General features: G+C 73.5%; 24 protein-coding genes. 16 read left to right on the top strand and 8 right to left on the bottom strand.

From position 1 onward, the window contains the following. Positions 1 to 126 precede the first annotated feature (126 nt). Positions 127 to 1335 (bottom strand): DUF349 domain-containing protein, encoded by a 1209-nt coding sequence (locus ACLQ2X_RS18830; protein ID WP_425682345.1) that lies wholly within the window; start codon positions 1333 to 1335, stop codon positions 127 to 129. A 201-nt stretch (positions 1336 to 1536) separates the two neighbouring features. On the opposite strand from ACLQ2X_RS18830, the gene ACLQ2X_RS18835 reads away from it, so the two are divergent. Genes ACLQ2X_RS18835 through dapF form a run of 3 tightly spaced genes read left to right on the top strand, consistent with a single transcriptional unit; the run spans position 1537 to position 4014 of the window. Then, positions 1537 to 2256, top strand: coding sequence for a hypothetical protein (locus tag ACLQ2X_RS18835; RefSeq protein WP_425682346.1), 720 nt, complete (start codon positions 1537 to 1539; stop codon positions 2254 to 2256). After that, entirely contained in the window at positions 2253 to 3161 is a 909-nt protein-coding gene (miaA, locus tag ACLQ2X_RS18840; protein WP_425682347.1) for a tRNA (adenosine(37)-N6)-dimethylallyltransferase MiaA, read from the top strand. Before ACLQ2X_RS18835 ends, miaA begins: the two co-directional genes overlap by 4 nt. A gap of 7 nt (positions 3162 to 3168) precedes the next feature. After that, complete coding sequence (gene dapF, locus ACLQ2X_RS18845) at positions 3169 to 4014, top strand: diaminopimelate epimerase (RefSeq protein WP_425682348.1); 846 nt, start codon at positions 3169 to 3171, stop codon at positions 4012 to 4014. A gap of 195 nt (positions 4015 to 4209) precedes the next feature. Here the strand turns inward: dapF and ACLQ2X_RS18850 are convergent, their stop codons facing one another. After that, entirely contained in the window at positions 4210 to 5682 is a 1473-nt protein-coding gene (locus ACLQ2X_RS18850; protein WP_425682349.1) for an NAD-dependent malic enzyme, read from the bottom strand. Between the two features lie 195 nt (positions 5683 to 5877). Between ACLQ2X_RS18850 and hflX the strand changes: the two genes are divergently transcribed. Then, complete coding sequence (gene hflX, locus ACLQ2X_RS18855) at positions 5878 to 7359, top strand: GTPase HflX (protein ID WP_425682350.1); 1482 nt, start codon at positions 5878 to 5880, stop codon at positions 7357 to 7359. Between the two features lie 50 nt (positions 7360 to 7409). After that, complete coding sequence (locus ACLQ2X_RS18860; RefSeq protein ID WP_425682351.1) at positions 7410 to 9344, top strand: hypothetical protein; 1935 nt, start codon at positions 7410 to 7412, stop codon at positions 9342 to 9344. A gap of 86 nt (positions 9345 to 9430) precedes the next feature. Here ACLQ2X_RS18860 and lexA read toward each other — a convergent pair whose 3' ends face one another. Beyond that, a complete protein-coding gene (gene lexA, locus ACLQ2X_RS18865) occupies positions 9431 to 10213 on the bottom strand; it encodes a transcriptional repressor LexA (protein ID WP_425682352.1) in 783 nt (260 codons plus the stop codon). A 511-nt stretch (positions 10214 to 10724) separates the two neighbouring features. Between lexA and nrdR the strand changes: the two genes are divergently transcribed. The 3 genes from nrdR (at position 10725) to ACLQ2X_RS18880 (ending at position 15391) form a co-directional block, all read left to right on the top strand. Continuing rightward, on the top strand, positions 10725 to 11225 hold the full coding sequence (gene nrdR / locus ACLQ2X_RS18870; protein ID WP_425682353.1) for a transcriptional regulator NrdR: 501 nt from the start codon (positions 10725 to 10727) through the stop codon (positions 11223 to 11225). Positions 11226 to 11259: 34 nt separating this feature from the next. Next, a complete protein-coding gene (locus ACLQ2X_RS18875; RefSeq protein ID WP_425682354.1) occupies positions 11260 to 14166 on the top strand; it encodes a vitamin B12-dependent ribonucleotide reductase in 2907 nt (968 codons plus the stop codon). Positions 14167 to 14455: 289 nt separating this feature from the next. Further along, complete coding sequence (locus tag ACLQ2X_RS18880; protein WP_425682355.1) at positions 14456 to 15391, top strand: DUF2332 domain-containing protein; 936 nt, start codon at positions 14456 to 14458, stop codon at positions 15389 to 15391. Between the two features lie 24 nt (positions 15392 to 15415). Here the strand turns inward: ACLQ2X_RS18880 and ACLQ2X_RS18885 are convergent, their stop codons facing one another. Beyond that, positions 15416 to 15886 carry a MarR family winged helix-turn-helix transcriptional regulator gene (locus tag ACLQ2X_RS18885; protein ID WP_425682356.1) on the bottom strand — a complete coding sequence of 157 codons (471 nt, stop codon included), beginning with the start codon at positions 15884 to 15886 and terminating at the stop codon, positions 15416 to 15418. Between the two features lie 121 nt (positions 15887 to 16007). On the opposite strand from ACLQ2X_RS18885, the gene ACLQ2X_RS18890 reads away from it, so the two are divergent. From ACLQ2X_RS18890 to ACLQ2X_RS18910, 5 genes are all read left to right on the top strand, one after another. After that, positions 16008 to 17093, top strand: a complete 1086-nt coding sequence (locus tag ACLQ2X_RS18890) for an alkene reductase (protein WP_425682357.1) — start codon at positions 16008 to 16010, stop codon at positions 17091 to 17093. Between the two features lie 140 nt (positions 17094 to 17233). Next, positions 17234 to 17467: a DUF5522 domain-containing protein gene (locus ACLQ2X_RS18895; protein ID WP_425682358.1), complete on the top strand. Its 234-nt coding sequence runs from the start codon at positions 17234 to 17236 to the stop codon at positions 17465 to 17467. Between the two features lie 417 nt (positions 17468 to 17884). Next, positions 17885 to 18238: a DUF6223 family protein gene (locus ACLQ2X_RS18900; protein ID WP_425682359.1), complete on the top strand. Its 354-nt coding sequence runs from the start codon at positions 17885 to 17887 to the stop codon at positions 18236 to 18238. Between the two features lie 96 nt (positions 18239 to 18334). After that, complete coding sequence (locus ACLQ2X_RS18905) at positions 18335 to 18484, top strand: hypothetical protein (RefSeq protein ID WP_425682360.1); 150 nt, start codon at positions 18335 to 18337, stop codon at positions 18482 to 18484. A gap of 171 nt (positions 18485 to 18655) precedes the next feature. Then, complete coding sequence (locus tag ACLQ2X_RS18910) at positions 18656 to 19204, top strand: hypothetical protein (RefSeq protein WP_425682361.1); 549 nt, start codon at positions 18656 to 18658, stop codon at positions 19202 to 19204. Positions 19205 to 19221: 17 nt separating this feature from the next. On the opposite strand, the gene ACLQ2X_RS18915 is transcribed toward ACLQ2X_RS18910, so the two are convergent. Continuing rightward, positions 19222 to 19908, bottom strand: coding sequence for a metal-dependent transcriptional regulator (locus ACLQ2X_RS18915; RefSeq protein ID WP_425682362.1), 687 nt, complete (start codon positions 19906 to 19908; stop codon positions 19222 to 19224). Positions 19909 to 20005: 97 nt separating this feature from the next. Between ACLQ2X_RS18915 and ACLQ2X_RS18920 the strand changes: the two genes are divergently transcribed. The 3 genes from ACLQ2X_RS18920 to ACLQ2X_RS18930 are packed head-to-tail and all read left to right on the top strand — an operon-like array spanning position 20006 to position 24674. Next, the gene (locus ACLQ2X_RS18920) at positions 20006 to 20863 is read left to right on the top strand and encodes a sulfurtransferase (RefSeq protein WP_425682363.1); all 858 of its coding nucleotides are present in this window, start codon (positions 20006 to 20008) and stop codon (positions 20861 to 20863) included. Between the two features lie 47 nt (positions 20864 to 20910). Next, entirely contained in the window at positions 20911 to 22092 is a 1182-nt protein-coding gene (locus ACLQ2X_RS18925; RefSeq protein ID WP_425682364.1) for an acetoin utilization protein AcuC, read from the top strand. Between the two features lie 26 nt (positions 22093 to 22118). Continuing rightward, the gene (locus tag ACLQ2X_RS18930; RefSeq protein ID WP_425682365.1) at positions 22119 to 24674 is read left to right on the top strand and encodes a GNAT family N-acetyltransferase; all 2556 of its coding nucleotides are present in this window, start codon (positions 22119 to 22121) and stop codon (positions 24672 to 24674) included. Positions 24675 to 24772: 98 nt separating this feature from the next. Here ACLQ2X_RS18930 and ACLQ2X_RS18935 read toward each other — a convergent pair whose 3' ends face one another. Genes ACLQ2X_RS18935 through ACLQ2X_RS18945 form a run of 3 tightly spaced genes read right to left on the bottom strand, consistent with a single transcriptional unit; the run spans position 24773 to position 26000 of the window. Then, entirely contained in the window at positions 24773 to 25180 is a 408-nt protein-coding gene (locus tag ACLQ2X_RS18935) for a VOC family protein (RefSeq protein WP_425682366.1), read from the bottom strand. After that, positions 25177 to 25668 carry an SRPBCC domain-containing protein gene (locus ACLQ2X_RS18940; protein WP_425682367.1) on the bottom strand — a complete coding sequence of 164 codons (492 nt, stop codon included), beginning with the start codon at positions 25666 to 25668 and terminating at the stop codon, positions 25177 to 25179. Before ACLQ2X_RS18940 ends, ACLQ2X_RS18935 begins: the two co-directional genes overlap by 4 nt. Then, on the bottom strand, positions 25665 to 26000 hold the full coding sequence (locus tag ACLQ2X_RS18945; RefSeq protein ID WP_425682368.1) for an ArsR/SmtB family transcription factor: 336 nt from the start codon (positions 25998 to 26000) through the stop codon (positions 25665 to 25667). Before ACLQ2X_RS18945 ends, ACLQ2X_RS18940 begins: the two co-directional genes overlap by 4 nt. Positions 26001 to 26116 lie beyond the last annotated feature (116 nt).

The raw sequence follows: 26116 nt of genomic DNA on the forward strand, positions 1-26116 counted from the left end.
TGCCGGTGTCGGAACCTGGCTCCGCCGCTCATTGTGATCAGCCTGCCTCGATGCGTCAACTCCGGTGGCGCAGACGCGGGAGCCCCCGGCCGACCGGCCGGGGGCTCCCGCGTGGAACTGGTCCGGTCAGCCGGCCTGCTCGGCGAGCTGGAGGAACTGCCGCTTCGAGGCCAGTGCCGACTCGGCCTCCTTGATCCGCCGGGTGTCACCGGCGGCCTGGGCGCGGGCGAGCCGGTCCTCGGCCTCGGCGACCTGGGCACGCATCTGTGCCAGCAGCGGGTTGTCCTCCTTGGAGGTGCGCCGCCACGCCGAGTCCATCACGTCGCGGACCTTGTCGTCGACGGCCCGCAGGCGGCGCTCTAGACCGGCGGCGGCCTCGCGGGGCACCCGTCCGGCCTCGTGCCACTGCGCCTGGATCTCCCGCAGCTTCGCCTGGGCGCCCTTCGGGTCGGCGTCGATGTCGAGCGCCTCGGCCTCGGCCAGCAGCGCCTGCTTGCGTTCCAGGTTGGTGCGCTGCTCGTTGTCCCGCGCCGAGAAGACCTCGCTGCGGCGGGTGAAGAACTCGTCCTGCGCGGCCCGGAACCGTTCCCAGAGCTTCTGTTCGGCTTCCTTGGCGGCGCGGGGCGCGGCCTTCCACTGGGTCATCAGGTCCTTGAGCTGCCCGGCGGTGGCGCCCCAGTCGGTGGATTCCTTGAGCTTCTCCGCCTCGGCGACCAACTCCTCCTTGATCGACTGCGCCTGCTTGCGCTGCTGGTCGAGCGTGGCGAAGTGGGCGCCCCGGCGGCGGGTGAAACCGTCCCGCGCGGCGGCGAAGCGCTTCCACAGCTCACCGTCGGCCTTCTTGTCGACGCCGCGGATCGTCTTCCACTCGTCGAGGATCTCCTTGAGCCGGTCACCGGCGGTCTTCCAGCCGGTCGACTCGGCGGCCAGCGTCTCGGCCTCCTCGACCAGCGCGGTCTTGCGCGCCAGGGCCTCACCGCGTGCGGCCTCCCGGGCGGCCTTGGCCTCGCCGGCCTTCTCCTCGGCGACGCCGGCCAGCTTGTCCAGCCGGGCGGCGAGGGCTTCGATGTCGCCCACCACGTGCGCCTCGGCCAGCGACCCGCGGATCCGCTTGATCGTGGTCAGGGAGTGGCCGGCGTCCGCCGCACCCGAGTTGAGCCGGGCCTCGGTCAGGTCCACCTCGGTGACCAGGTCGGCGTAGCGCCGGGCGAAGTGGGCCAGCCCTTCCTCCGGGGCCCCCGCCTGCCAGGATCCGACCACCCGCTCGCCGTCGGCGGTCTTCACGTAGACGGTGCCGTCCTCGTCGACCCGTCCGAAGGCAGTCCAGTCGCTCATGTGCCCATCCTCGTTCTTCCCGGCGTCGAGGGAACCCCCTCGGTCGCCGCCACGGCGCAGCAAACTTTCTCCCGGCATTGTCACAGGTCCGACCCCGTCCGTGTCGAGCGCCTGTCGTCGACCGTGACCATACGGTGTCGTATCGCCTCGATGACCGGATCGGCGCGGGGACGCACCGGTGCGTCCCGCTAGGTTGGACGGGTGCCACTGGTCGCCGCCGCCGTCTGCCCACACCCGCCGCTGATCCTGCCCGAGCTGGCCGGTGCCGCCGCGGCCGAGCTGGACGACCTGCGTGCCGCCGCCGACGCCGCGGTCGCCCGGCTGCTGGCCGTCGGCCCCGAGATGGTCCTGCTGGTCGGCACCGGCCCGGAGACGGCCCGCTTCGGCGCCGCCGACTCCGGCTCGCTGGGCGGTTACGGGCTGGACCGTCCGGTGCGGCTGTGGAAGACGAACTGTTCCGGGTCCGAGGTGCTGCCGCTGAGCCTGACCGTCGGCGCGTGGCTGCTCAACCGCGCCCGTACCGGCCTGCCCCGGCTGGCCCGGTCGGTGGCCCACGACGCCACCCCGGCCGAGTGCGCCGCGCTCGGCGCGAGCCTGGTCGGCGACGACGACCCCCGGGTAGCCCTGCTGGTGCTCGGCGACGGGTCGGCCTGCCGGGGCGTCACCGCGCCCGGCTACGACGATCCGCGCGCCCCCGCGTACGACGAGGGGGTCGCTGCGGCCCTGGCCGGCGCGGACACCGAGGCCCTGCGCGACCTGGACCCGGTGCTGTCGGCGCAGTTGAAGGTCGCCGGCCGGCCGGCGTGGCAGGTGCTGGCCGGCGCGGTCGACGCGGCCGGCGGCGCGTGGCGGGGCGAGCTGGGCTACCACCGGGCGCCGTACGGCGTCGCCTACTTCGTGGCGAACTGGGAGCGGGTGTGAGCGTCGTCGTTGCGGTGGTCGGGCCGACGGCGGCCGGCAAGTCGGCGTTGAGCATCGCGCTGGCGCAGGCGCTCGGCGGGGAGGTGGTCAACGCCGACTCGATGCAGCTCTACCGGGGCATGGACATCGGCACCGCGAAGCTGACGCCTGCGGAACGGGACGGCGTGCCGCACCACCTGCTGGACATCTGGCCGGTGACCGAGCCGGCGAGCGTCGCCGAGTACCAGCGGCTGGCCCGCGCGGCGGTGGACGACATCCTGGCCCGCGGGCGGGTGCCGCTGCTGGTCGGCGGCTCCGGGCTGTACGTGCGGGCGGTGCTGGAGCAGTTCCAGTTCCCCGGCACCGACCCGGCGCTGCGTGAGCGGCTGGAGGCGGAACTGGCGGCGGTCGGCCCCGGCCCCTTGCACGCCCGGTTGGCCGAGGCCGACCCGCGGGCGGCGGCGGGCATCCTGCCCACGAACGGCCGGCGCATCGTCCGGGCGTTGGAGGTGATCGAGTTGACCGGCGCGCCGTTCACCGCGTCGCTGCCCGCGCCCACGCCCTACTACCCGTCCGTGCAGCTCGGGGTGGATCTGGACACGGCGCTGCTCGACGAACGCATCGCGCTGCGGGTGGACCGGATGTGGGCCGACGGCCTGGTCGACGAGGTGCGGGCGCTTGTCGGGGAAGGGCTGCCCGAGGGGCGCACGGCCGGCCGGGCGCTCGGTTACCAGCAGGTCCTGCGGTTCCTGGCCGGGGAGTTGACCGAGGCGCAGGCGTACGAGGAGACGATCCGCGCCACCCGGCGTTTCGTCCGGCGGCAGCGATCCTGGTTCCGCCGCGACCCGCGCGTCCACTGGCTGGACTCGGCCGCGCCCGGGTTTGTCGACACTGCCCTGCGGGTGGTCGCCGAGCATCGGCGATGATGGGGGCGTGGAGTTCACCAAGGGCCACGGCACCGGCAACGACTTCGTCGTCCTGCCCGACGCCGACGGGACGCTCGACCTGACGCCCGAGCTGGTCGCCGCGCTCTGCGACAGGCGGCGCGGCCTCGGCGGCGACGGCGTGCTGCGGGTGGTACGCGCCGCCGAGCATCCGGAGGGCGTCGCACTGGCCGGCGAGGCCGAGTGGTTCATGGACTACTGGAACTCCGACGGCTCGTTCGCCGAGATGTGCGGCAACGGGGCCCGCGTGTTCGTCCGCTACCTGTTGGACCATTCGCTGGCCGCCCCCGTGGACGGGACGCTGCCGGTCGCCACCCGCGCCGGCCTGGTGCGGGCCCGCGTGGAGGGCGCGGACGTGGCGGTCGAGATGCGCCGCCCCCGGTTGTACGACACGGCCACCGCCACCCTCGGCGGGCTGACCCTCGCCGGCACGGCGGTCGACGTCGGCAATCCGCATCTGGTGTGCGCGCTGCCCGTCGCGCTGGAGCTGACCGGCCTGGACCTCACCCGCGCGCCCGAGGTCGACGCCGCGGTCTTCCCGGCCGGGGTCAACGTCGAGTTCACCACTGCCGGCGACCCGGTCGGGGGCACCGACGCGCACGTGCTGATGCGGGTCTACGAGCGCGGTTCGGCCGAGACGCTCTCCTGCGGCACCGGCGCCTGCGCGGTGGCCGCCGTGGCGTTGCGCGATGCCGGCCTCGACACCGGCGCGGTGGCGGTGGACGTGCCGGGCGGACGCCTCACCGTCACGGTGACCGCCGACTCCTGCTGGCTGGCCGGCCCGGCCGTCCTGGTCGCCACCGGCACCCTGACCCCCGGCGCCCTGACCCCCTGACGACCCGCCCCGCCCTCGCCACCCTGCGGTCTCTCAAGGAGTTGGGCGGATCCCGTCCCCTGTCCAGGCCTGAGGGGTCCCGCTGAAGATCTTGGAAGGTTCGGGCGCCTTAATTAGGGGCCTTCTCCTTCCAAGATCTCGCGTGGGCGTGGGCGTGGGCGTGGGGGTCAGGGTCAGGGTCAGGGTCAGGTCGGGTCAGGGGGTGGCGCTGGCGTTGGCGGCGATCTCGGGCAGGTCGGCGGGGCCGGGGTCGGCGGCCGGGGGCGGCGTCGCGGCCGGGTTCTGGGCGGCGGCCCGCACCGCGGCGGCCACGGCCGGGGCGACCCGGGCGTCGAAGACGCTGGGCACGATCACCGTCGGGTTCATCTTCTCCTCGCCGACCACGTCGGCGATGGCCCGGGCGGCGGCCAGTGCCATCTCCTCGGTGAACTCCTCGGCGTGCGCGTCGAGCATGCCGCGGAACACCCCGGGGAAGGCGAGCACGTTGTTGATCTGGTTCGGCTGGTCGGAGCGGCCGGTGGCGACCACGGCGGCGTACTTGCGTGCCTCCCGCGGGTCCACCTCCGGGTCCGGGTTGGCCAGCGCGAAGACGATCGCGTCCTTGGCCATCGCGGCGACGTCGTCGCCGGTGAGCAGGTTCGGCGCGCTCACCCCGATGAACACGTCCGCGCCGCGTACCGCCCCGGCCAGGTCACCGGCGTAGTTGTCCTTGTTGGTGTTCTCGGCCAGCCACTGCCAGGCCGGGTTCAGGCCGGCCAGTCCGCGGTGCAGGGCGCCCTGCCGGTCGTACGCGATGATGTCGCCCACGCCCTGGCGCAGCAGCAGCTTCATGATCGCGGTGCCGGCCGCGCCGGCGCCGGAGACCACGACCCGGACGTCCGCGAGCTGCTTGCCCACGACGCGCAGCGCGTTCGTGAGCGCGGCCAGCACGCAGATCGCGGTGCCGTGCTGGTCGTCGTGGAACACCGGGATGTCCAGCGCCTCCCGCAGCCGGGCCTCGATCTCGAAGCAGCGCGGCGCGGCGATGTCCTCCAGGTTGATCCCGCCGTACGCGGGGGCGATCGCCTTGACGATCGACACGATCTCGTCGGTGTCCTGGGTGTCCAGCACCACCGGCCAGGCGTCCACCCCGCCGAAGCGCTTGAACAGCGCCGCCTTGCCCTCCATCACCGGCAGCGAGGCGGCCGGCCCGAGGTTGCCCAGGCCGAGCACCGCCGAGCCGTCGCTGACCACCGCGACGGTGTTGCGCTTGATGGTGAGCCGGCGCGCGTCGGCCGGGTTCTCCGCGATCGCCATGCAGACCCGGGCGACCCCCGGGGTGTACGCCCGGGACAGCTCGTCCCGGGTGCGCAGCGCGACCTTCGGGGTGACCTCGATCTTGCCGCCGAGGTGCAGCAGGAACGTGCGGTCGGACACCTTGCGCACGTCCACCCCGTCGAGCCCGGTCAGCGCGTCGACGACCTGGTCGGCATGTCCGGCGTCGGCGGTGTCACAGGTGAGGTCCACGATCACGTGGGTCGGGTCGGAGTCGACCACGTCCAGCGCGGTGACGATGGCGCCGGCCTCGCCTGCGGCGGTGGTGAGTCGACCGATGGAGGTGGCGTCGGCGGGTACCGCGATCCGGATGGTGATGGAGAATCCGGCACTCGGCAGTCGGGTGATGGCCACGCGATACTCCTCGGTCGGCGCTGAGCGGCTCGGCTGGTATTTCTACCCGCCCGCCCTGGTCGGCCGGTATCCGGCCCCGCTACCGGCGGGTAGCACCCGGGCATAACGCGGGTGCGTCCCGCGTTGACACATGTCAGGATTGCTGTCACGCGCCGAAAATTCTCGGCGTCGCACATAACGGACAGGAGACGCGGCTTGCGCGAGCAGGAGACCTTCCATCCCTACGAGGACGACGAGCTCGACACCACCACAGGTGGGTACGAGTTGTCGGAGCGGCAGGCGCTGCGGCGGGTCCCCGGCCTCTCCACCGAACTGACCGACATCACCGAGGTCGAATACCGCCAGCTGCGGCTGGAGCGGGTCGTCCTGGTGGGGGTCTGGACCGAGGGCACCCAGTCCGACGCGGACAACAGCCTCACCGAGTTGGCGGCGCTGGCCGAGACGGCCGGCTCGCAGGTGCTCGAAGGGCTGATCCAGCGCCGGAACCGGCCGGACCCGGCCACCTACATCGGGCGGGGCAAGGTCGACGACCTGGGCGCGGTGGTGCTCGCCACAGGTGCCGACACGGTCATCTGCGACGGTGAGCTGTCGCCGTCGCAGCTGCGCAACCTCGAACAGCGCACCAAGGTCAAGGTGGTCGACCGCACCGCCCTGATCCTCGACATCTTCGCCCAGCACGCCAAGAGCAAGGAGGGTAAGGCGCAGGTCGAGCTGGCCCAGCTCGAATACCTGCTGCCGCGCCTGCGCGGTTGGGGCGAGACGCTGTCCCGGCAGAGCGGTGGTAGCGGTCGCGGCGGCGGCGCCGGCGGCGGCGTGGGCCTGCGTGGCCCCGGTGAGACCAAGCTGGAGACCGACCGGCGGCGCATCCGCCACCGCATCGCGCGGCTGCGCCGCGAGATCAAGGGCATGACGACGGTACGCCAGACCAAGCGTGCCCGCCGGTCCCGCAACGCGGTGCCCGCGGTGGCCATCGCCGGCTACACCAACGCCGGCAAGTCCAGCCTGCTCAACCGCCTCACCGGGGCGGGTGTGCTGGTGGAGAACGCGCTGTTCGCCACGCTGGACCCGACCACCCGCCGGGCGACCACCTCCGACGGGCGGCTCTACACGCTGTCGGACACGGTCGGCTTCGTCCGGCACCTGCCGCACCAGATCGTCGAGGCGTTCCGCTCCACACTGGAGGAGGTCGCCGACGCCGACCTGGTGGTGCACGTGGTCGACGGCGCCCACCCCGACCCGGAGGAGCAGGTCCGGGCGGTACGCGAGGTGCTCGCCGAGGTGGGCGCCGACCGGCTGCCCGAGCTGCTCGTGGTGAACAAGACCGACGCCACCGACGAGGAGACGATGCTGCGGCTCAAGCGGCTCTGGCCGGACTCGGTGTTCGTGTCCGCGCACAGCGGCCGGGGCATGGACGAGCTGCGCGAGGCGGTCGAGCGGCGACTGCCCCGACCGGCCGTCGAGGTGCGCGCGGTGCTCCCGTACGACCGGGGTGACCTGGTGGCCCGGGTGCACCGGCAGGGTGAGGTGCTCAGCACCGCGCACCTGCCCGAGGGCACCCTGCTGCACGTACGGGTGGGGCAGGCGCTCGCCGCCGAGCTGGCGCCGTACCGGGCCGGCGACCGGCTGACCAGCGGGGATCCGGCGACCAGCGAGGAGCGGGTGGGCGCCGGGCGGTGAGCCGTCCGGCGTCACCCGCCGGAAACGCCGGCCGTGCGACACTGAGCCCCATGCGGCACGTAGTCTCTTCGGTCACGCTCGCGCTCGGCCTGGTCGGCGCGCTCGTGGCGCCGGCCGGGCCGGCCCCGGCGGCACCCGCCGCGGTCCCCGTGCTGGCAGCGGCCCCCAAGAAGAAGTGCACCGTCGAGGACGACCGCCTCCGCGAGCTGTCCGGCCTGGTCGCCACCGGCGACGGCTACGTCGTCGTGAACGACGGCTCCGACGACCCCAGCCGCAAGCGGGTCTTCTACCTGAACGGGAAGTGCAGGGTCGCCAAGGAGGTCCGCTACTCCGGTGACGGCCCGTTCGACACCGAGGACCTGGCCCTCGGGCCGGACCGTAAGACGCTCTGGATCGCCGACACCGGCGACAACGTCGAGAAGAGGACCCGCCGGGAACGCGTCGCCGTCTGGACGATGCCGCTGAGCGGGTCGAAGCAGCCGGTGCTGCACCGGCTCAGCTATCCGGGCAAGGAGCCGCGCGACGCCGAGGCGCTGCTCGTCGGGGACGACAACCTGCCGCTGGTGATCACGAAGGACCTCTCCGGCAAGTCGGAGATCTTCACGCCGACGGTGAGGTTGAGGGCCGGCGGTGACACCGAGCCGATCCCGATGAAGAAGGTCGGCGATGTCACGCTGCCGGAGACCACCACCGAGAACAAGCTCGGTGCGCCGGGGCGGGCGCTTGTCACCGGCGCGGCCCGCTCGCCGGACGGTGCCCGGGTGGTCCTGCGGACGTACGCGGACGCGTTCGAGTTCGACGTGGCCGGCGGCGACGTCGTCAAGGCGCTCACCACCGGGAAACCGCGGGTGACTCCGCTTGCCGACCCGTTCGGTGAGGCCATCTCCTACACCTCCGACGGGAAGTCCTTCGTCACCGTCTCCGACGGGGGAACGCTCGACCCGGCGGATCCGATCGAGATCCTCGCCTACACACCGTCGGCCAGCGGTGTCGAGGCGCTGCCCGGCGGCGGCAAGACGGAGACCAAGGCGGCGGAGAACTCGTGGCTCGACGGGCTCAGCCTCGACGAGATCACGTACCTGATCGCGGCGGTCGGGGTGCTCGGCGCGCTCCTGGTCGGCGCGGGCGTCGTCGGCATCCTGCGGGCCCGCCGCAAGCCGGCCCCCCGGGCGTCGGCCGAGGAGTCGGAGCACAGCGGCGATTTCCCGGCGAGCAACGGTTTCCCGTCGGGCGACCGACCTGACAGCGTGCCCCGCGGCGCGGTCTACGGCGCCAACCAGGGCGGCGTCTACGGCGGCGCACCGAACGGTGACCGGCCGCCGGCCGGCGGGGTCTACGGCGGCGGCCGGCCCGCGGGCGGCGCGGTGTACGGCGGCTCCCCGCAGGGCGGTCCCGCGCCGGCCGGTGTCCGGCCGGATGCTGCCCCGCAGGGTGGTGGTGGCCCGAAGGGTGGCAGCCCGCACGGCGCTGCCCCGCGCGGTGGCGGCCGGCAGGACGGCGGCCAGTACCGCGGTGGACGGCAGGCTGGCGGCCCGAACGGCACCGGTCGGCAGGGTGGCGGTCCGAGCGGCGCCGCCCGGCAGCAGGCCGGCGGGCCGGCGGGCGGTGCCCGTCCGCAGGGCGACGCCCGTCCGCAGGGCGACGGTGGACGTCCCCCGCGCGGCGGTGGCCGGCCCGAGGGCGGCGGCGTCTATGGCGGGGGTGCACCCGCAGGCGCCGGCCCGGGTGGCCCGAGGGGTGCCGGCGGCCAGGGCGGTCAGCGGGGCGCGGGCGGTGGCGCGCCCCGGGGCGGCGGCCACGGTGGCGGGCCCGGCGGTGCCGGGCATCGCGGGCAGCCGGGCGGCGGCCGGGGGGAAGGCCGCCGGGCCGAACCGCCGCGTCGTGGGCCGGACCCGCGCGGCGCGCGGCGCGACGACGGTTACGACGAGCAGGGCCGGTACGGACCGGTCTCCGGCGGCCGGGAGTACCGGGGCGACCGCTACTGAGCCGGGCGACCGCTGCCGAGCCGGCCGAAAGAGACGGACGAAAAAGGAGGGCGACCCCGCGGGGGGCGCCCTCCTTTTCGCGTCGGTCAGATGCGCCGCAACACCGCGACCACGCGGCCCATGATGGTGGCGTCGTCGCCGGGGATCGGGTCGAACGCCGGGTTCTGCGGCATCAGCCAGACGTGCCCGTCGCGACGACGGTAGGTCTTCACCGTCGCCTCGCCGTCGAGCATGGCGGCCACGATGTCACCGACCTCGGCGTTGGGCTGCTGCCGGACCACCACCCAGTCGCCGTCGCAGATCGCCGCGTCGAGCATCGAGTCGCCCTTGACCTGGAGCATGAATACCTCGCCCTCGCCGACCAGCTCGCGGGGGAGGGGGAAGATGTCCTCCACCGCCTGCTCGGCGAGGATCGGCCCACCGGCGGCGATGCGACCCAGCATCGGCACATACGCCGGGGTGGGCCGCTGGGCGCGAGCGGCCTCGTCGTCGACCTCGCTGGGGGCGCGGACGTCGACCGCGCGCGGACGGTTGGGGTCGCGTCGCAGGAAGCCCTTCTTCTCCAGCTCCTTGAGCTGGTAGGCGACGCTGGACGGGGAGACCAGACCGACAGCCTCGCCGATCTCGCGCACGCTCGGCGGGTAGCCGTGGCGGTCGACCCAGGTGCGGATGAACTCCAGGATCCGCCGTTGCCGGGCGGTCAGGTCGACCGTCGCCGGGTCGGGGAAGCTGCTCACCACCGGGGTCACCGGGCGTACCGCGCTGGGGGCGGTGCGGCTGCGGGCGGTGCGGGGGCGACGGGTCGCCGGCGGCCCCGCCCCGTCGTTCGGCTGCGGGTTCTTCTGCCGGCTGGCCCGGTCCTCGGTCACGTCCGTCCCTCCCTGGTCGGCGCTGGGTGCCTCGTCGGCTCGTGGTGCGTGTGATGTCGGCTCGTGGTGCGTGTGGTCTGACCGTATAGGTGAGATCGGTCATTTTCAAACATCTGTACGACGTCGTGTCGGCGTGTCGCACCGAAATCCTGGATTTCCGAACTGGTGTTCTGATAGAAGCCTACGCCGCCGTCGAACGTATGTTCCATCCTGACGCGCCGTGACCGGTCGGACGCCCGTCCGTTGGGTTCCACGGGATGTCGCTGCGGGGGTGATCCTGGCGACTCGCCGAAACGCCCCGCCAACTTGACCTCGCTTGGGGGACGGCATACGGTCGACCCCTAGATGTAGTAGTCACATGGGCGTAAGTTGCCTACAGGTTGGGTTTTCACTACCGAACGCGCTCCCGCACCGCACATCCGGCGACGGTCCTGACACACGGCCCCGCCGTGGCGTCGCGTGCCCGGGAGTCGGTAGCTGTGCCCCCGAATCGACGAGGAGGTCGGGCCAGATGCGGTGTCCGTACTGCCGGCACGCCGACTCCCGGGTGGTCGACTCGCGGGAGGCCGACGACGGTCAGCTCATCCGGCGGCGGCGGTCCTGCCCGGAGTGCGGCAAGCGGTTCACCACCGTCGAGGAGGCGGTGCTCGCGGTGGTCAAGCGCAGCGGGGTGACCGAGCCGTTCAGCCGCACGAAGATCATCGGCGGGGTTCGCAAGGCGTGCCAGGGTCGGCCGGTCGACGACGACTCGATCGCGCTGCTGGCGCAGAAGGTCGAGGAGACCGTACGCGCCAAGGGGGCCGCCGAGATCCCCAGCCACGACGTGGGTCTGGCCATCCTCGGTCCGTTGCGTGACCTGGACGAGGTGGCCTACCTGCGGTTCGCCAGCGTCTACCGGTCCTTCGACTCGCTCGCCGACTTCGAGCAGGAGATCGAGACGTTGCGGGCCGCCGCACGCGCCCGGGAGGGCGCCGGTGCGCGGGCGGCGGACGCCGCCGGCACGATCAGCTGACATTTTCCGGTTTCTGACAGGTATACGAGGCGCGGTGGGTGACCGTGCCCGACGAGGGGGCGAGGGCGTGACGACCAGTAGGTCACGGAACAAGGCTGGGGCGGGTCTGAAGATGGAGCGCGTCTGGACGACCGCGGGGGTGCATCCCTACGACGAGGTCGCCTGGGAGCGCCGGGACGTGGTGATGACGAACTGGCGCGACGGCTCGATCAACTTCGAGCAGCGGGGGGTGGAGTTCCCCGAGTCCTGGTCGGTGAACGCGGCCAACATCGTGACCACGAAGTACTTCCGGGGAGCGGTGGGGACCCCGGAGCGGGAGTGGTCGCTCAAGCAGTTGATCGACCGGGTGGTGGACACCTACCGCACCGCCGGTGAGGAGTACGGCTACTTCGCCGGCCCGGCCGACGCCGAGGTGTTCGGGCACGAGCTGACCTGGATGCTGCTGCACCAGGTGTTCAGCTTCAACTCGCCGGTCTGGTTCAACGTGGGCACGGCGTCACCGCAGCAGGTCAGCGCCTGTTTCATCCTGGCCGTCGACGACTCGATGGACTCCATCCTCGACTGGTACAAGGAGGAGGGGCTGATCTTCAAGGGCGGCTCCGGCTCCGGCGTCAACCTCTCCCGGATCCGCTCCTCCCGGGAACTGCTCTCCTCCGGCGGCAACGCCTCCGGCCCGGTCAGCTTCATGCGCGGCGCCGACGCCTCCGCCGGCACCATCAAGTCCGGCGGCGCCACCCGCCGCGCGGCGAAGATGGTCATCCTCGACGTGGACCACCCGGACATCCAGGAGTTCGTGGTCACCAAGGCGCGCGAGGAGGACAAGATCCGCGCGCTGCGGGACGCCGGCTTCGACATGGACCTGGGCGGCTCCGACATCGTCAGCGTGCAGTACCAGAACGCCAACAACTCGGTCCGCGTCTCCGACGAGTTCATGAGTGCGGTGGAGAACGGCGGCGGCTTCGACCTGCGCGGCCGGCTCGACGGCCAGGTGATCGAGACGGTAGACGCCAAGAACCTGTTCCGGACCATCTCGCAGGCCGCCTGGGAGTGCGCCGACCCGGGCCTGCAGTACGACGACACGATCAACGACTGGCACACCTGCCCGGAGACCGGGCGGATCACCGCGTCGAACCCCTGCTCGGAATACCTGCACCTGGACAACTCCTCGTGCAACCTGGCCTCGCTGAACCTGATGAAGTTCCTCCGCGCCGACGGTGGCTTCGAGGTGGAGAAGTTCGTCAGGTCGGTCGAGTTCGTCATCACCGCGATGGACATCTCGATCTGCTTCGCCGACTTCCCGACCGAGAAGATCGGCGAGACCAGCCGCGCCTACCGGCAGCTCGGCATCGGGTACGCCAACCTGGGCGCGCTGCTGATGGCGACCGGCCTGCCGTACGACTCGGAGCAGGGCCGGGAGGTGTCCGCCGCGATCACCTCGCTGATGACCGGCACCGCCTACCGCCGTTCCGCCGAACTGGCCGGCATCGTCGGCGCGTACGACGGCTACGCCCGCAACGCCGAGCCGCACAAGCGGGTCATGCGCAAGCACGCCGCCGCCAACGACGCGATCAGGCCGACCGGCACCGTGGGCACCGCCGTGCAGCGCGAGGCGACCAAGCAGTGGACGCTGGGCAACAAGCTCGGTGACAAGTACGGCTGGCGTAACTCGCAGGCCAGCGTGCTCGCCCCGACCGGCACCATCGGCCTGATGATGGACTGCGACACCACGGGCGTCGAGCCGGACCTGGCGCTGGTGAAGTTCAAGAAGCTGGTCGGCGGCGGCTCGATGCAGATCGTCAACCAGACCGTGCCGCGCGCCCTGCGGAGCCTCGGCTACCCCGAGGAGCAGGTCGAGGCGATCGTCGAGCACATCGCCGACCACGGCCACGTGGTGGACGCCCCGGGCCTGAAGCCGGAGCACTACCCGGTCTTCGACTGCGCGATGGGCGAGCGCTCGATCGCGCCGATGGGGCACGTGCGGATGATGGCGGCGGTCCAGCCGTTCATCTCCGGCGCCATCTCCAAGACGGTCAACATGCCGGAGCAGGCCACCGTCGAGGATGTCCAGAAGATCTACTTCGAGGGCTGGAAGCTCGGCCTGAAGGCGCTGGCGATCTACCGGGACAACTGCAAGGTGGGTCAGCCGCTGTCGGTCGCCAAGTCGGGCAGGACCAGCATCGAGACCACCCAGATCCAGACCCCGACCGGCGAGGTCGAGAAGGTCGTGGAGAAGGTCGTCGAGTACCGCCCGGTGCGCAAGCGGCTGCCGAAGAAGCGCCCGTCGCAGACCATCTCGTTCTCGGTCGGCGGCGCGGAGGGATACCTCACCGGCTCGTCGTACCCGGATGACGGCCTCGGCGAGGTCTTCCTCAAGATGTCGAAGCAGGGTTCGACCCTGGCCGGCGTTATGGACGCCTTCTCGGTGGCCATCTCCATCGGTCTGCAGTACGGCGTCCCGCTGGAGACGTACGTCAGCAAGTTCACCAACATGCGCTTCGAGCCGGCCGGCATGACCGACGACCCGGACGTGCGGATGGCGGCGTCGGTGATGGACTACATCTTCCGTCGCCTGGCGCTGGACTTCCTGCCGTACGACCGCCGCGCCGAGCTGGGTATCTTCACCGCCAAGGAGCGGGCCGCCCAGCTCATGGCGGAGGCGGAGGCGGAGGCCAACGGCACGGACCTCACCGCGATGGCCGCCTCCGCCCCGGTCGAGGCGCCGGAGCCGAAGACCGGTCCGGTCGCCCAGCCGGCGCAGGAGATGGCCGACGTCGCCGCGATCAAGCCGGCACCGCCTGTGGGTTCCAGCACCGAGTTGTTGGAGGCCGTGATCGGCAAGGCCGCGGACGCGCCGCTCTGCTTCACCTGCGGCACGAAGATGCGCCCGGCCGGTAGCTGCTACGTGTGCGAGGGCTGCGGCTCCACCAGCGGTTGCAGCTGAGAGCGAACCGAGCTGCCTCTGTCGCAACGCCGAGTTCGCCCGTGACAGCGACCGCCCACACCTGTAGGGGTGAGGGCGGTCGCTGCGCGTCAGGCCGCAGGCCGTTGGCGCCCGGCCGGGGCAGGAGGCGGGCAGTCGCCTGCGCGCGCCTGTCGAGCTGATGCCAGAAACGACTCAGGCGCCGTCAGCCGGCACCGGCACCGGCACCGGCACCGGCACCGGCCGACCGGACGGCGGGAGGTGCCGACGGTCACAGCCCACGGCGTGCCGGAGCTGGGATGCTCGGCGGATGACCACATCGGACAGTTATCTGGCGTTCGCCGAGCGCGAGGCGCGCGGCGTGTCCCCGACGTACGAGCGGTTGTCGCAGGCGGTGGCGCGCGACCCGGAGCTGCTCGCCCTTCTCGACACGCTGCCGCCGGCCAAGCGCCAGCCGAACCTGCTCTTCGGGGTGGTGCGGCTGGCGGGCGGGCCGGTGGACGATCCGGCGGCGTTCCGCGCGTACGTGCTGGCGCACTGGCCGGACGTCGCGGCGCAGATGCGGGTGCGGGCGACCCAGACGAACGAGGCCGGGCGCTGTGCCGTGCTGCTGCCGTTGCTTGCCGCGTTGCCGCAGCCGCTGGCGCTGTTGGAGGTGGGCGCGTCCGCCGGCCTGTGCCTCTACCCGGACCGGTACGCCTACCGCTATGGCGACCACCGGGTCGGTACGGGCGCACCGGTGCTGGACTGCGTCCTCACCGGAACGGTCCCACCGGACCGGCGACCGGAGGTGGTGTGGCGGGCCGGGCTGGACGTGCACCCGCTCGACGTCACCGAGCCGGCCGACCTGGCCTGGTTGGACGCGTTGATCTGGCCGGAGCACCGGCATCGCCGGGAGCGGTTGCGTGCCGCCGCGGCGGTCGCGGTGGCCGATCCGCCGCTGCTGGTTCGGGGTGATCTGGTCGACGACCTGCCGACGCTGGCGGCGCGGGCCCCGGCGGGCGCGACGCTCGTGGTGTTCCACAGTTCCGTGCTCTACCAGGTGCCGCCGGAGCGCCGCGCGGCCTTCACCGGGCTGGTACGCACACTGCCCGGGTACTGGATCGCCAACGAGGAGCCGGCCGTGTTGCCGCAGGGTGCGTTGCCGGAGCAGCCGGCCGCCGGGTTCCACAACGTGCTCGCCCTGGACGGCCGTCCGCTCGCGTGGACCCGGGGGCACGGGCAGGCGGCGAGCTGGTTCGGCTGACGGCCGGCGGGGCGGCGGGCCGGGCTAAGGCGCAGCCGTCAGGTTGTCCTCCAGCCGGTGCAGCACCGCGAGCGCGGCGCGTTGCTCGTCCGGCGTCATGTCGTCGACGGTGCGGCGTTCGAACTCCGCCCAGATCCGTTCGATGCGCGGGCGGAGGGCGAGCCCGGCGGGGGTGGGCTCGACGCGCGTGGCCCGGCGGTCGTCGGGGTCCGGTACGCGGCGGACGTAACCAGACCGCTCCAGGCGTTGCACGGTGCGGGTCATGCTGGCCGAGTCGGTGCCGAACTCGTCGGCGAGGTCGGCCTGGCGCTGCGGCCCGGATTCCCACAGCCGCATCATCAGCAGTTCCTGCCCGGGGTGCAGGCCGACCTCGCGCAGGAGTTGGGCGACGAGCATCTTGTGCGTGCGGGCCAGCCGGAAGATCGCGTGGCTGATCGGCCCGCCCGCCGCGGCACCGGGCCCGCGGCGCTCGATCGGCACGTCCCAGGCGCTCATCGGCTCAGGTTAGCTGTTCGGGGCCGGTGTGGTGGCGCTCACATCGGTGTCGGGAAATACCACGCGGCGCCGCGGCATTTACCTGTTCAGGACAGCTAATAGTGCCGAACGGAGAAATGAGATGCCTGACGCGTTCGAACCGATGAGCATCGGCCGCCACACCGCCCGCAACCGGGTGGTGATGGCCCCCATGACACGTAGCCGGGCGTACGGGCCGGGGGCCACGCCCACCGACCTCATGGCCGCCTACTACGGTCAGCGCGCCGGCGCCGGCCTGGTCATCACCGAGGGCATCCAGCCGTCGGTGGTCGGGCAGGGCTACCCGAACACCCCGGGCCTGCACAGCGACGAGCAGGTCGCGGCCTGGCGGTCGGTGACCACCGCCGTGCACGAGCGCGGCGGCCTGATCTTCGCGCAGCTCATGCACACCGGCCGCATCGGCCACCCGAGCCTCTACCCGCAGAAGCTGGAACCGGTCGGCCCCTCGGCGGTGAAGGCGGCCGGCACGGTGTTCACGCCCGACGGGCCGAAGGAGTTCGTCACGCCCCGCGCACTGGACGCCGCCGGCATCGCACAGACCGTCGCGGACTTCGCGTCGGCGGCCCGCAACGCCGTCGCCGCCGGCTTCGACGGGGTGGAACTGCACGGCGCCAACGGCTACCTGCTGCACCAGTTCCTCTCCACGAACGTCAACCGACGCGTCGACGAATGGGGCGGCAGCGTCGCCGGGCGGATCCGGTTCACCGTCGAGGTCGCCGAGGCCGTCGTCGACGCCATCGGGGCCGACCGGGTCGGGCTGCGGATCTCGCCCGCCAACCCGTACAACGACATCGTCGAGGACGGACACCGGGAGACGTACCTGGCGCTGCTGGACGCGCTCAGGCCGCTCGGCCTGGCCTACCTGCACGTCGCCGAGGGACCGGACCCGGACTTCACCGGCCGGCTGCGGGAACGCTGGAGCGGCCCGGTGATCCTCAACCCGTACACCCCCGGCGCGTACACCGGTCCCGAAGCCCTCGACCTCGTCCGGACCGGCGCGGCCGACCTGGTCTCCTTCGGCGCGCTCTTCCTCGCCAACCCGGACCTGCCGGACCGGCTGCGGGACGGTGGCCCGTTCAACGACCCCGACTACAGCACCGCCTACGGCGGCGACCACCGTGGCTACACCGACTACCCGGCCCTCGCCGGCAGTGCGACGCGACGCTGAGGCCCATCACCCCGGTCGAGCGCCGGAAGGTGGCCAGGGCCACCTGACCGGAACCGGACGGCCCGGTCCCGCCGACGGCACGGCGGGACCGGGCCGCACCGGATCGGCGCCCGGGCAGGCGCCTTCCCTAGACTCGGTGGGTGAGTGACGATCTGGCGGACCGGCCGTTGACCGAGCCGCACCCGTCGCGGCTGTCGCCGGATCACCCCGGGCGGGAACGGATCCTGGCCGCGCACGCCGCCGCGTTGGCTGCCGGGGAAGCGGGCTACCCGGATCCGCAGACCGGGCTGTTCGTGCTCAGCGCCGGTTTCCTGGCCCGACGCGGCACGTGCTGCGGGCGGGGATGCCGGCACTGCCCGTACGTGGCCGACTAGGGCGCGTCCCGACGTGCGTGCGGCCGGTCGTCGGTCGCTTCCATCCGCTGACCGTGGAGCACGCGAGGCGCGTCGAGTGCGACCGCGGTGAGAACGGCGCGGCCGACGCCGGCACGGCCGAGCAACTACCCTCCCCCGGGGTGATGGCGACGAAGTAGATCGCCAGCGACTGCGCGTTCGCGTCCTCCGGGAGGTCCCCGTTCTCCCGTGCGTGTTCCGGGCATGGCCGCCACCGGGGCGTAGCTCCACCGCGCGGCGTCTACCGCGGAGGCGGTAGCGTCCCGCCCCGCCCCCTGCATCCGCGGCAGTCGGCTTCCGCCGACGTGGCAGCGCGAATGCCGACGGCGGCACGACGACATGTGGTGAGGCAACGGAAAGGATCAGGACGACCGGCTCCGGCGAGCGAGGGAGAACCACATGGCCGTCACTGATCTGCTCACCGCGTCCACCGTCGACGCGTACACCTTCACCTGGGATCGTGCGGTGGCCACCGCGGCGGCGGTGGTCGCGCTCGGCGGCGTGGTCGTCGGCGCGCTGGCCCTGCTCCGACCGGCCACCCGCGCCGGCGACCGCGCCGCAGGCCGGCGACCGGTGGTGGCCATCGCGGCGGGGGTGATCGGCGTGGTCGCCGGCGGGCTTGTCGTCGCCACCGCCGACGGCGGGCCCGGAACCGGCAACGGCATCGTCGGCGGCTACGCGGCCCTGGCGTTCGGCCCGGTCGCCTGCCTGCTCGGCGGTCTCGCGCGCGCCCGCGCCCGACGGGTCGCCTGAGCATGGGCCCGCCTCAGCGCGCGACCGCCTCCCGGACGGCGTAGCGGTGCATCGTCACGCCCTGGCACCGAGGAACTCCGGATTCGGCAGCGGGTGATGCGCGACGCCGGCCCGGCGCTCGTTGAGGAACTCATGGACGAGCTGCGGGTACGCCACCTCGACGCGCCGCCGGAACCCCGGCACGGTCCCGGTCCCTTCGAGCGGCTGAACGCCGCCCACGCCGCCGAGCGGGAACGCCGCAACTGATCCCGTTGCCAGCGGGCGGGCAACCGCGGCGCGTCCCGGAGGACACCCCGGCTCGGAGGGTCCGGCCCGGCGAACCGGACCCCGAGGTCTTCCGCCCCCGGCGGGCGGGCCGTACGGTGTCCGACGGAACTCCGGCGGGCCGGACCCGCCGCCGATCGGGGAGGTCTGCCCGTGCGCGCCCGTACCTGGCTGGCCGTCCCGGCCGTCCTGCTCGCCGCCGGCTGCGCCGACGACGCCTCGCCGGTGGCCGTGCCGGCGGCCTCGCGACCGGCGGTCGTAGCCGCCGCGGCCTCCTCCGGCGGTGCCTGCCGGCTGCTCGACTTCGCGGTGATCGCCGAACACACCGGGGGCGCTTTCGACGTTGCCGCCGCCACCGACCGGGGCGACACGCACACCTGTGTGGTCCGCGCCCGGGGGGCGGCTCTGCCGGAGCTGACGCTCGCCGTGACCGACACGTCGATCGACGCGACGACGTTCGCCGCGGACGTCCGACCGCGTGGGGCGGCGAAGGTCACCAAGCTCGGCAAGACCGCCTACCGGCGGACGCTGCCGAAGGCCGCGGGGACCGGCCCGGTCGCCGAGGTGGGCTGGCTGGCCGCCGGGGACCAACTGGTCAGCCTCCGCTGGACCAGCCCCCGGGGCACCGCCCCGGCGGAGGTGGAGAAGACGGGCGGAAAGCTGGTCGCCCTGGCCAAGGTGGTCGACACCCGTCAGCGGTGACCGGGGTCGGGTCGCGGTCAGCGGGCCGCGACGAAGACCCGGGACGCCACCTCGCGCGGCAACCGCACCCGGTCGCCGGAGCGGTCGATGGACACGCCGTCGCGCTCCTGCGCCACCGTCACCGTCGCGCCCGGGTCGACGCCCGCCGCGTGCAACTGCCGGAGCACCTCCGCGTCGGTCTGCACGCTCTCACAGATGCGCCGCACCACCACGGGACCGGACAGGCCGGGGAAGGCCAGGTTCCGCTCGCCCTCGATGGCTTCGGCGAGCGGCTGGCCCGGGTCCCCCAGCTCCTCAAGCCCGGGGATCGGGTTGCCGTACGGCGAGCGGGTCGGCCGGTTGAGCAGGTCGAAGACCCGCTTCTCCACCGCGTCGCTCATCACGTGCTCCCACCGGCAGGCCTCGTCGTGGGCCTCCTCGTAGGGCATCCCGATCACGTTCACCAGCAGCAGTTCGGCCAGCCGGTGCTTGCGCATCACCGACACGGCGGTGTTGCGGCCCGCCGGGGTGAGCGTCAGGTGCCTGTCGCCCTCGACCGTGAGCAGGCCGTCGCGCTCCATCCGGGCGACCGTCTGGCTCACGGTCGGCCCGCTCTGCTTGAGCCGCTCGGCGATGCGCGCGCGCAGCGGCGGCACACCCTCCTCCTCGAGTTCGAGGATGGTGCGCAGGTACATCTCGGTCGTGTCGACCAGGTCATGCTTCACGTCAGCGGCCTCCCGGGCTCCGATGCTACCCGTAACGGCCGGTCATCGACGCAGGCGAAGCCGGAGGTGGCGGCCCGGGTGGTGTTCACTGGACCGCATGTCCGCCACCGCAGACCTGCTGATCGAACCCGGCCGACTCGCCGCCGAGCTCGACCACGCCGACCCGCCCACCCTGCTCGACGTCCGCTGGCGGCTCGCCGGTCCGCCCGGCCGCGACGACCACGCCGCCGGCCACCTGCCCGGCGCCGTCTTCGTCGACCTGGACACCGAGCTGTGCGGGCCGCCCGGGGCCGCCGGCCGGCACCCGCTGCCCGACCCGGCGGCCTTGCAGACCGTGCTGCGGGCCGCCGGCGTCCGTGCCGGTCACCCCGTGGTGGTGTACGACGGCGGCGACGGGATGGCCGCCGCGCGCGCCTGGTGGACGCTGCGCTGGGCCGGTCACCGGGCGGTACGGGTGCTGCACGGCGGCTACCCGGCCTGGACGGCGGCCGGCCTGCCGGTCGACAGCCGGGTGCCCGCCCCGACGCCCGGCGACGTGACAGTCGTACCCGGTGCGCTGCCGGTGCTCGACGCCGCGCTCGCCGCCCGGCTGGCCGCCGCCGACCGCGGCGTGCTGCTGGACGTGCGGGCCGCGCCCCGCTTCCGGGGCGAGCACGAGCCGGTTGACCCGGTCGCCGGGCACGTGCCGGGCGCGGTCAACCTGCCCGCCCCGGAGTACGTCACGCAGGGGCGGTTCCCCGACGCCGACGTGCTGCGGGAACGGTTCGCCGCCGCCGGGGTGGACGCGGACACGCCGGTCGGGGCGTACTGCGGCTCCGGGGTGACCGCCGCGCAGGCCGTCCTGGCCTTGCACCTGGCCGGGCGCCCGGACGCCGCCCTGTACGTCGGTTCGTGGAGCGAGTGGGTGGCCGACCCGGGCCGTCCGGTGGCGGTCGCCGACCTGTCCGGCCGGTGAGCCCACGACCGGTGGGCGCGCCCGGGCCGACGTGCGACGATGGCCCCATGGGCGACGACACGATGGTGGTGTGGGACGAGGCTCTCCTCGCCTACGACATGGGAGACCATCCTCTCGACCCGGTCCGGGTCGAGCTGACCATGGCGCTCGCCCGCGAGCTGGGGGTGCTCGACCGGCCGGGGGTCCGGCTGGTCAAGCCCGAAGCGGCCGACGACGCCCTGCTCACCCGGGTGCACGATCCGGCCTATCTGGACGCGGTCCGGTCCGCGCCGCGCAACCCGCTCTTCGCCGGCTTCGGCCTGGGCACGTCGGACAACCCGGTCTTCGAGGGGATGCACGAGGCGAGCGCACTGGTCGCCGGGGCCACCGTCGCCGCCGCCGAGGCGGTGTGGCGCGGGGAGGCCCGGCGTGCGGTGAACGTGGCCGGTGGCCTGCACCACGCCATGCCCGCCCGGGCGGCCGGCTTCTGCGTCTACAACGACCCCGCGGTGGCCATCGCCCGCCTGCTCGACCTGGGCGCGGAGCGCATCGCGTACGTGGACGTGGACGTGCACCACGGCGACGGCGTGCAGGAGGTGTTCTACCGCGACCCTCGGGTGCTGACCGTCAGCGTGCACGAGACACCGCTCGCACTGTTCCCCGGCACCGGCTTCCCGGACGAGACCGGCGGGCCGGGCGCGGAGGGCACCGCCGTCAACGTGCCCCTGCCGCCGGGCATCGGTGACGCCGGCTGGCAGCGGGCGTTCCACGCGGTCGTCCCGTCGGTGCTACGCGCGTACCGGCCGCAGGTGCTGGTCACCCAGTGCGGGGCCGACGGGCACCGGGTCGACCCGCTGGCCGACCTGCGCCTGTCGGTGGACGGGCAGCGGGCCACCTACCTGACGTTGCGGGCGCTCGCCGACGAGCTGTGCGAGGGCCGTTGGGTCGCCACCGGCGGGGGCGGGTACGCGCTCGTCGAGGTGGTGCCCCGGGCCTGGACGCACCTGCTCGCGGCGGCCACCGGCGCGCCGATCGACCCGGCCACGCTCACCCCGCCGGGTTGGCGGGCGCTTGCCGCGCGGCGTCGCCCCGGGCACGAGGTGCCGTTGCGGATGACCGACGGCGTGGACCCGGCATACCAGCCGTGGCAGCCCAGCGGCGAGCCGAACGCGGTGGACCGGGCGGTCGCGGCCACCCGCAGGGCCGTGTTCCCGCTGCTCGGGCTCGACCCGCACGACCCGCGCGACTGAGTCGGCGGCAGGGGGAGGACCGACCGGTGACCACCGTCGAACAACCGGTGGACGTGCTGCTCAGCGACGGCACGACCGTCCAGCTTCGCGCGATCCGCCCGGACGACGCGGCCGAGATCGTGGCCATGCACGGCCGCTTCTCCGAACGCACCCGCTACCTGCGCTACTTCTCGCCGTACCCGCGCATCCCGGAACGGGACCTGAAGCGCTTCGTCAACGTCGACCACCGCGACCGGGAGGCGTTCGTGGTGCTCGCCGGGGAGCGGATCGTCGCCGTGGGCCGCTACGAGCGGCTCGGCCCGGCCTCGCCGGAGGCCGAGGTGGCGTTCGTGGTCGAGGACGCCTACCAGGGCCGCGGCATCGGATCGGTGCTGCTGGAACACCTCGCCGACGCGGCCGGCCGGCACGGCATCGTGCACTTCGTCGCGGAGGTGCTCCCCGCCAACGGGACGATGCTGCGGGTCTTCGCCGACTTCGGCTACCAGGTGCAGCGGCAGTACGCCGACGGCGTGGTGCACCTGAGCTTCCCGATCGCGCCGACCGAGGCGACGCTCGCGGTGCAGCGCGGCCGGGAGCACCGCACCGAGGCGCGGTCGATCGCCCGGCTGCTCGCCCCGCGCGGCATCGCCGTCTACGGCGCCAGCACCACCGGCCAGGGCGTCGGCGCGGCGCTGCTCGGGCACCTGCGCGACGGCGGGTTCACCGGCGCGGTCGTGCCGGTGCACCCGAGCGCGGCGACCGTGGCGGGGCTGCCCGCGTACCCGTCGGCGGCCGACGCCGGCCAGGACATCGACCTCGCCGTGGTGGCGGTGCCGCCGGACGCGGTGACCGAGGTGGTCCGGGACGCGGCCCGGGCCGGCGCGCACGGCCTGGTGGTGATCTCGGCCGGGTTCGCCGAGTCCGGCCCGGCCGGCGCGGCCGCGCAACGCGCCCTGGTCCGGGCCGCGCACCTGGCCGGGATGCGGGTGGTCGGGCCGAACTGCCTCGGCGTCGCCAACACCGACCCGGCGGTACGCCTCAACGCCACCCTCGCCCCGGTGCTGCCCGCGCCGGGCCGGGTCGGGGTGTTCAGCCAGTCCGGCGCGTTCGGGGTGGCGCTGCTGGCCGAGGCGTCCCGGCGCGGGCTCGGCCTGTCCAGCTTCGTCTCCGCCGGCAACCGGGCCGACGTGTCCGGCAACGACCTGTTGCAGTACTGGCAGGACGACCCGGGCACCGATGTCATCACGCTCTACCTGGAGACGTTCGGCAACCCGCGCAAGTTCGCCCGGCTGGCCCGGCGCATCGGCCGCCGCAAGCCGGTGGTGGCGCTGGCGTCGCTGGCCCGGCCGCGGGGCGTGGGCGAGGCGCCGGCGCTCGACGCCGCCGCGGTCAGCGCGCTGTTCGCCCAGTCCGGGGTGATCCGGGTGGACACCGTGTCCGAACTGCTCGACGTGGGCGTGCTGCTGGCCCACCAGCCGCTGCCGCCCGGGCGGCGGGTCGCCGTGGTGGGCAACTCCTCGGCGTTGACCGGGCTGGCCGCGACCGCGTGCGCCGGCCAGGGGTTGGCGGTGGCCGACGGGTACCCGCACGACGTGGGGCCCAGCGCCGGCGCCACCGCGTACGCGGGCGCGCTGGCCGCCGCGGTGGCCGACGAGCGGGTGGACGCCGTGGTGGCGGTGTTCGCGCCGCCGCTGCCCGGCCAGCTCGCCGACCCGGTGGCGGACTTCGCGGCGGCCCTGCCCGACGCGCGGGCCACCGGCAAGCCGGTCGTGGCGACGTTCCTGGCCGGCGAGGTGCCGGTCGGGGTGCCTGCGTATCCGAGCGTGGAGGAGGCGGTGCGGGCGCTGTCCCGGGTCGCCGGTTACGCGGACTGGCTGCGCCGGTCGCCCGGCACGCTTCCGGAACTGGCCGATGTGGACCGGGCGGCGGGGCAGGCCGCGCTGCGGCCCGACGGGGCGGAGACCGCCGCGCTGCTGCGCGCGTACGGAATCGACGTGGTGGACTCGGTGCCCGCCCGCACGGCCGCCGAGGTGCTGGCGGCGGGGGAGCGGCTCGGCTGGCCGGTGGCGCTCAAGGCCGCCGCGCCGGGGCTGCGGCACCGCCTCGACCTGGGCGCGGTACGCCTCGACCTGGGTGACGCGGTGGCGTTGCGCCGCGCGTACGTCGAGATGGCCGCGAGGTTCGGCGCGGAGGTGCTGATCCAGCCGATGGTCGCGCCCGGCGTGGCGTGCGTGGTGGAGCTGGTGGAGGATCCGGCGTTCGGGCCGGTGGTGGGGTTCGGGTTGAGCGGGGTGGCGACCGAGTTGCTCGGTGACCGGGCCTGGCGGGCGGTGCCGCTTACCAACCGGGACGCCGCCGAACTGGTCGACGAGCCCCGGGCGGCGCCCCTGCTGCGTGGGCACCGCGGTGCCGCGCCGGTCGACCGGGCGGCCCTCGTCGACCTGCTGGTGCGGGTGGGCCGGCTCGCCGACGAGCAGCCGCGGGTGCGTTCGCTCACGCTGAATCCGGTGCTGGCCCGCCCGGACGGGATCTCGGTGCTGCACGCCACCGTCCGCACCGGCGCGGAGGCCGCCCGCCCGGACACCGGCCCGCGCCGGTTGTAAGGAAGGGCCCCTTCTTAACGCCTCCGGTAGAGGAAGGGTCCCTTCTTAACAGCGCTCGGCCGCGCGCTCGACGGCGCTCGGCCGCGCGCTCGAAGCGCTCAGCCGCGTGCGGAGATCTGCTGCACTGCCCACTCGTTGCCGTCGGGGTCGCGAAAGAAGACGAAGCCGACGTTGTCCAGTGGGTGCGGCACCGGGCGCGGGTTGTGGCCGACCACCTGGATCTCGCTCACCTCGACGCCCCGGCCGACCAGCTCGGCGTGGGCCCGTTCCAGGTCGGGCACGACGAGTTGCAGCCCCTTGAGCGAGCCGGGCGGCATCTGCGGCACCGCCCCCCGGCCGATCACCACCGAGCAGCCCGACCCGGGCGGGGTGAGCTGCACGATCCGTACGTCGTCACTGATGTGGGTGTCGTGGTCGACGGCGAAGCCGAGCCGTTCGGCATAGAACTCCTTGGCCCGGTCCACGTCGGAGACCGGCACGACCACCACTTCCAGCGTCCAGTTCACGTTGTCGCTCCTGTCGTCGAAATGGTGTGCAGCACTACCGCGAGCCGGTCGAACGCCTCGGTCAGGCCACGGATCATCGGATGGCGCAGGACGGTGTCGCGGCCCTGCGCGGTGGCGTACCACAGGTGGGTGACGACAGTGGTCCGGTCCGCCGAGCCGGTGAAGTCGTGACGGACCAGCGTCTCGCCCGGATAGGACTGGTCGTCGAAGAGTTCGGTGCAGACCAGCCGCGCCGGCGGGTCGATCTCCCGGTACGTGCCACCCTGCGCCATCAGGTCGCCCTCCGGTCCTCGGGAGACGAACCGCCAGCGCCCGCCCACTCGAAGGTCCACCTCGCACTCGACCAGGTGCCAGCCCTGCGCTCCCCACCAGCGCATCAGCAGCTCGGGGCGGGTGAAGGCGGCGAACACCAGGTGGCGGCCGGCGGCGAAGTCGCGGCTGAGCCGGATCTCCCGGTCGCCGTGCAGGGTCACGTTCAGGCCGATCACGTCTGTTCTCCGGCGGTCAGTTCGGCGAGCACCTCGTCGAGACGCGCGTAGCTCTCGGCCCAGTAGTCCCGGTAGTCCGCCAGCCACGCGACGGCCTCCCGCAGCGGTCGGGCGTCGAGCCGGCAGGGGCGCCGCTGGGCGTCCCCGCCCCGGGTGACCAGGCCGGCGCGTTCGAGCACCTTGAGATGCTTGGAGACGGCGGGCTGGCTCATCGCGAACGGTTCGGCCAGCTCGGTGACTGTCGCCTCCCCGGCGGACAGCCGGCCGAGGATGGCCCGCCGGGTGGGGTCGGCGAGCGCGGCGAAGGTGGCGTCGAGCAGGTCCGCGGACACGTTCATAACCTCCTGGTTGCGTAACCATTTGGTTATATAAGCCGGGCGCTGCCGGAGTCAAGCACCCGACGTGGGGGGCGGCCGGGGGGGGCCCGCCCGGGCGGGGGGCGGGAGGC

The organism is Micromonospora sp. DT31 (genome assembly GCF_049841795.1).
In the GTDB taxonomy this organism is placed as follows: Bacteria; Actinomycetota; Actinomycetes; order Mycobacteriales; family Micromonosporaceae; genus Micromonospora.

Coding starts and splice junctions, on each gene's coding strand:
- ACLQ2X_RS18830 (WP_425682345.1), bottom strand. CDS start 1,335: ATGAGCGACTGGACTGCCTTCGGACGGGTCGACGAGGACGGCACCGTC.
- ACLQ2X_RS18860 (WP_425682351.1), top strand. CDS start 7,410: ATGCGGCACGTAGTCTCTTCGGTCACGCTCGCGCTCGGCCTGGTCGGC.
- nrdR (WP_425682353.1), top strand. CDS start 10,725: ATGCGGTGTCCGTACTGCCGGCACGCCGACTCCCGGGTGGTCGACTCG.
- ACLQ2X_RS18880 (WP_425682355.1), top strand. CDS start 14,456: ATGACCACATCGGACAGTTATCTGGCGTTCGCCGAGCGCGAGGCGCGC.
- ACLQ2X_RS18885 (WP_425682356.1), bottom strand. CDS start 15,886: ATGAGCGCCTGGGACGTGCCGATCGAGCGCCGCGGGCCCGGTGCCGCG.
- ACLQ2X_RS18890 (WP_425682357.1), top strand. CDS start 16,008: ATGCCTGACGCGTTCGAACCGATGAGCATCGGCCGCCACACCGCCCGC.
- ACLQ2X_RS18900 (WP_425682359.1), top strand. CDS start 17,885: ATGGCCGTCACTGATCTGCTCACCGCGTCCACCGTCGACGCGTACACC.
- ACLQ2X_RS18905 (WP_425682360.1), top strand. CDS start 18,335: ATGCGCGACGCCGGCCCGGCGCTCGTTGAGGAACTCATGGACGAGCTG.
- ACLQ2X_RS18920 (WP_425682363.1), top strand. CDS start 20,006: ATGTCCGCCACCGCAGACCTGCTGATCGAACCCGGCCGACTCGCCGCC.
- ACLQ2X_RS18925 (WP_425682364.1), top strand. CDS start 20,911: ATGGGCGACGACACGATGGTGGTGTGGGACGAGGCTCTCCTCGCCTAC.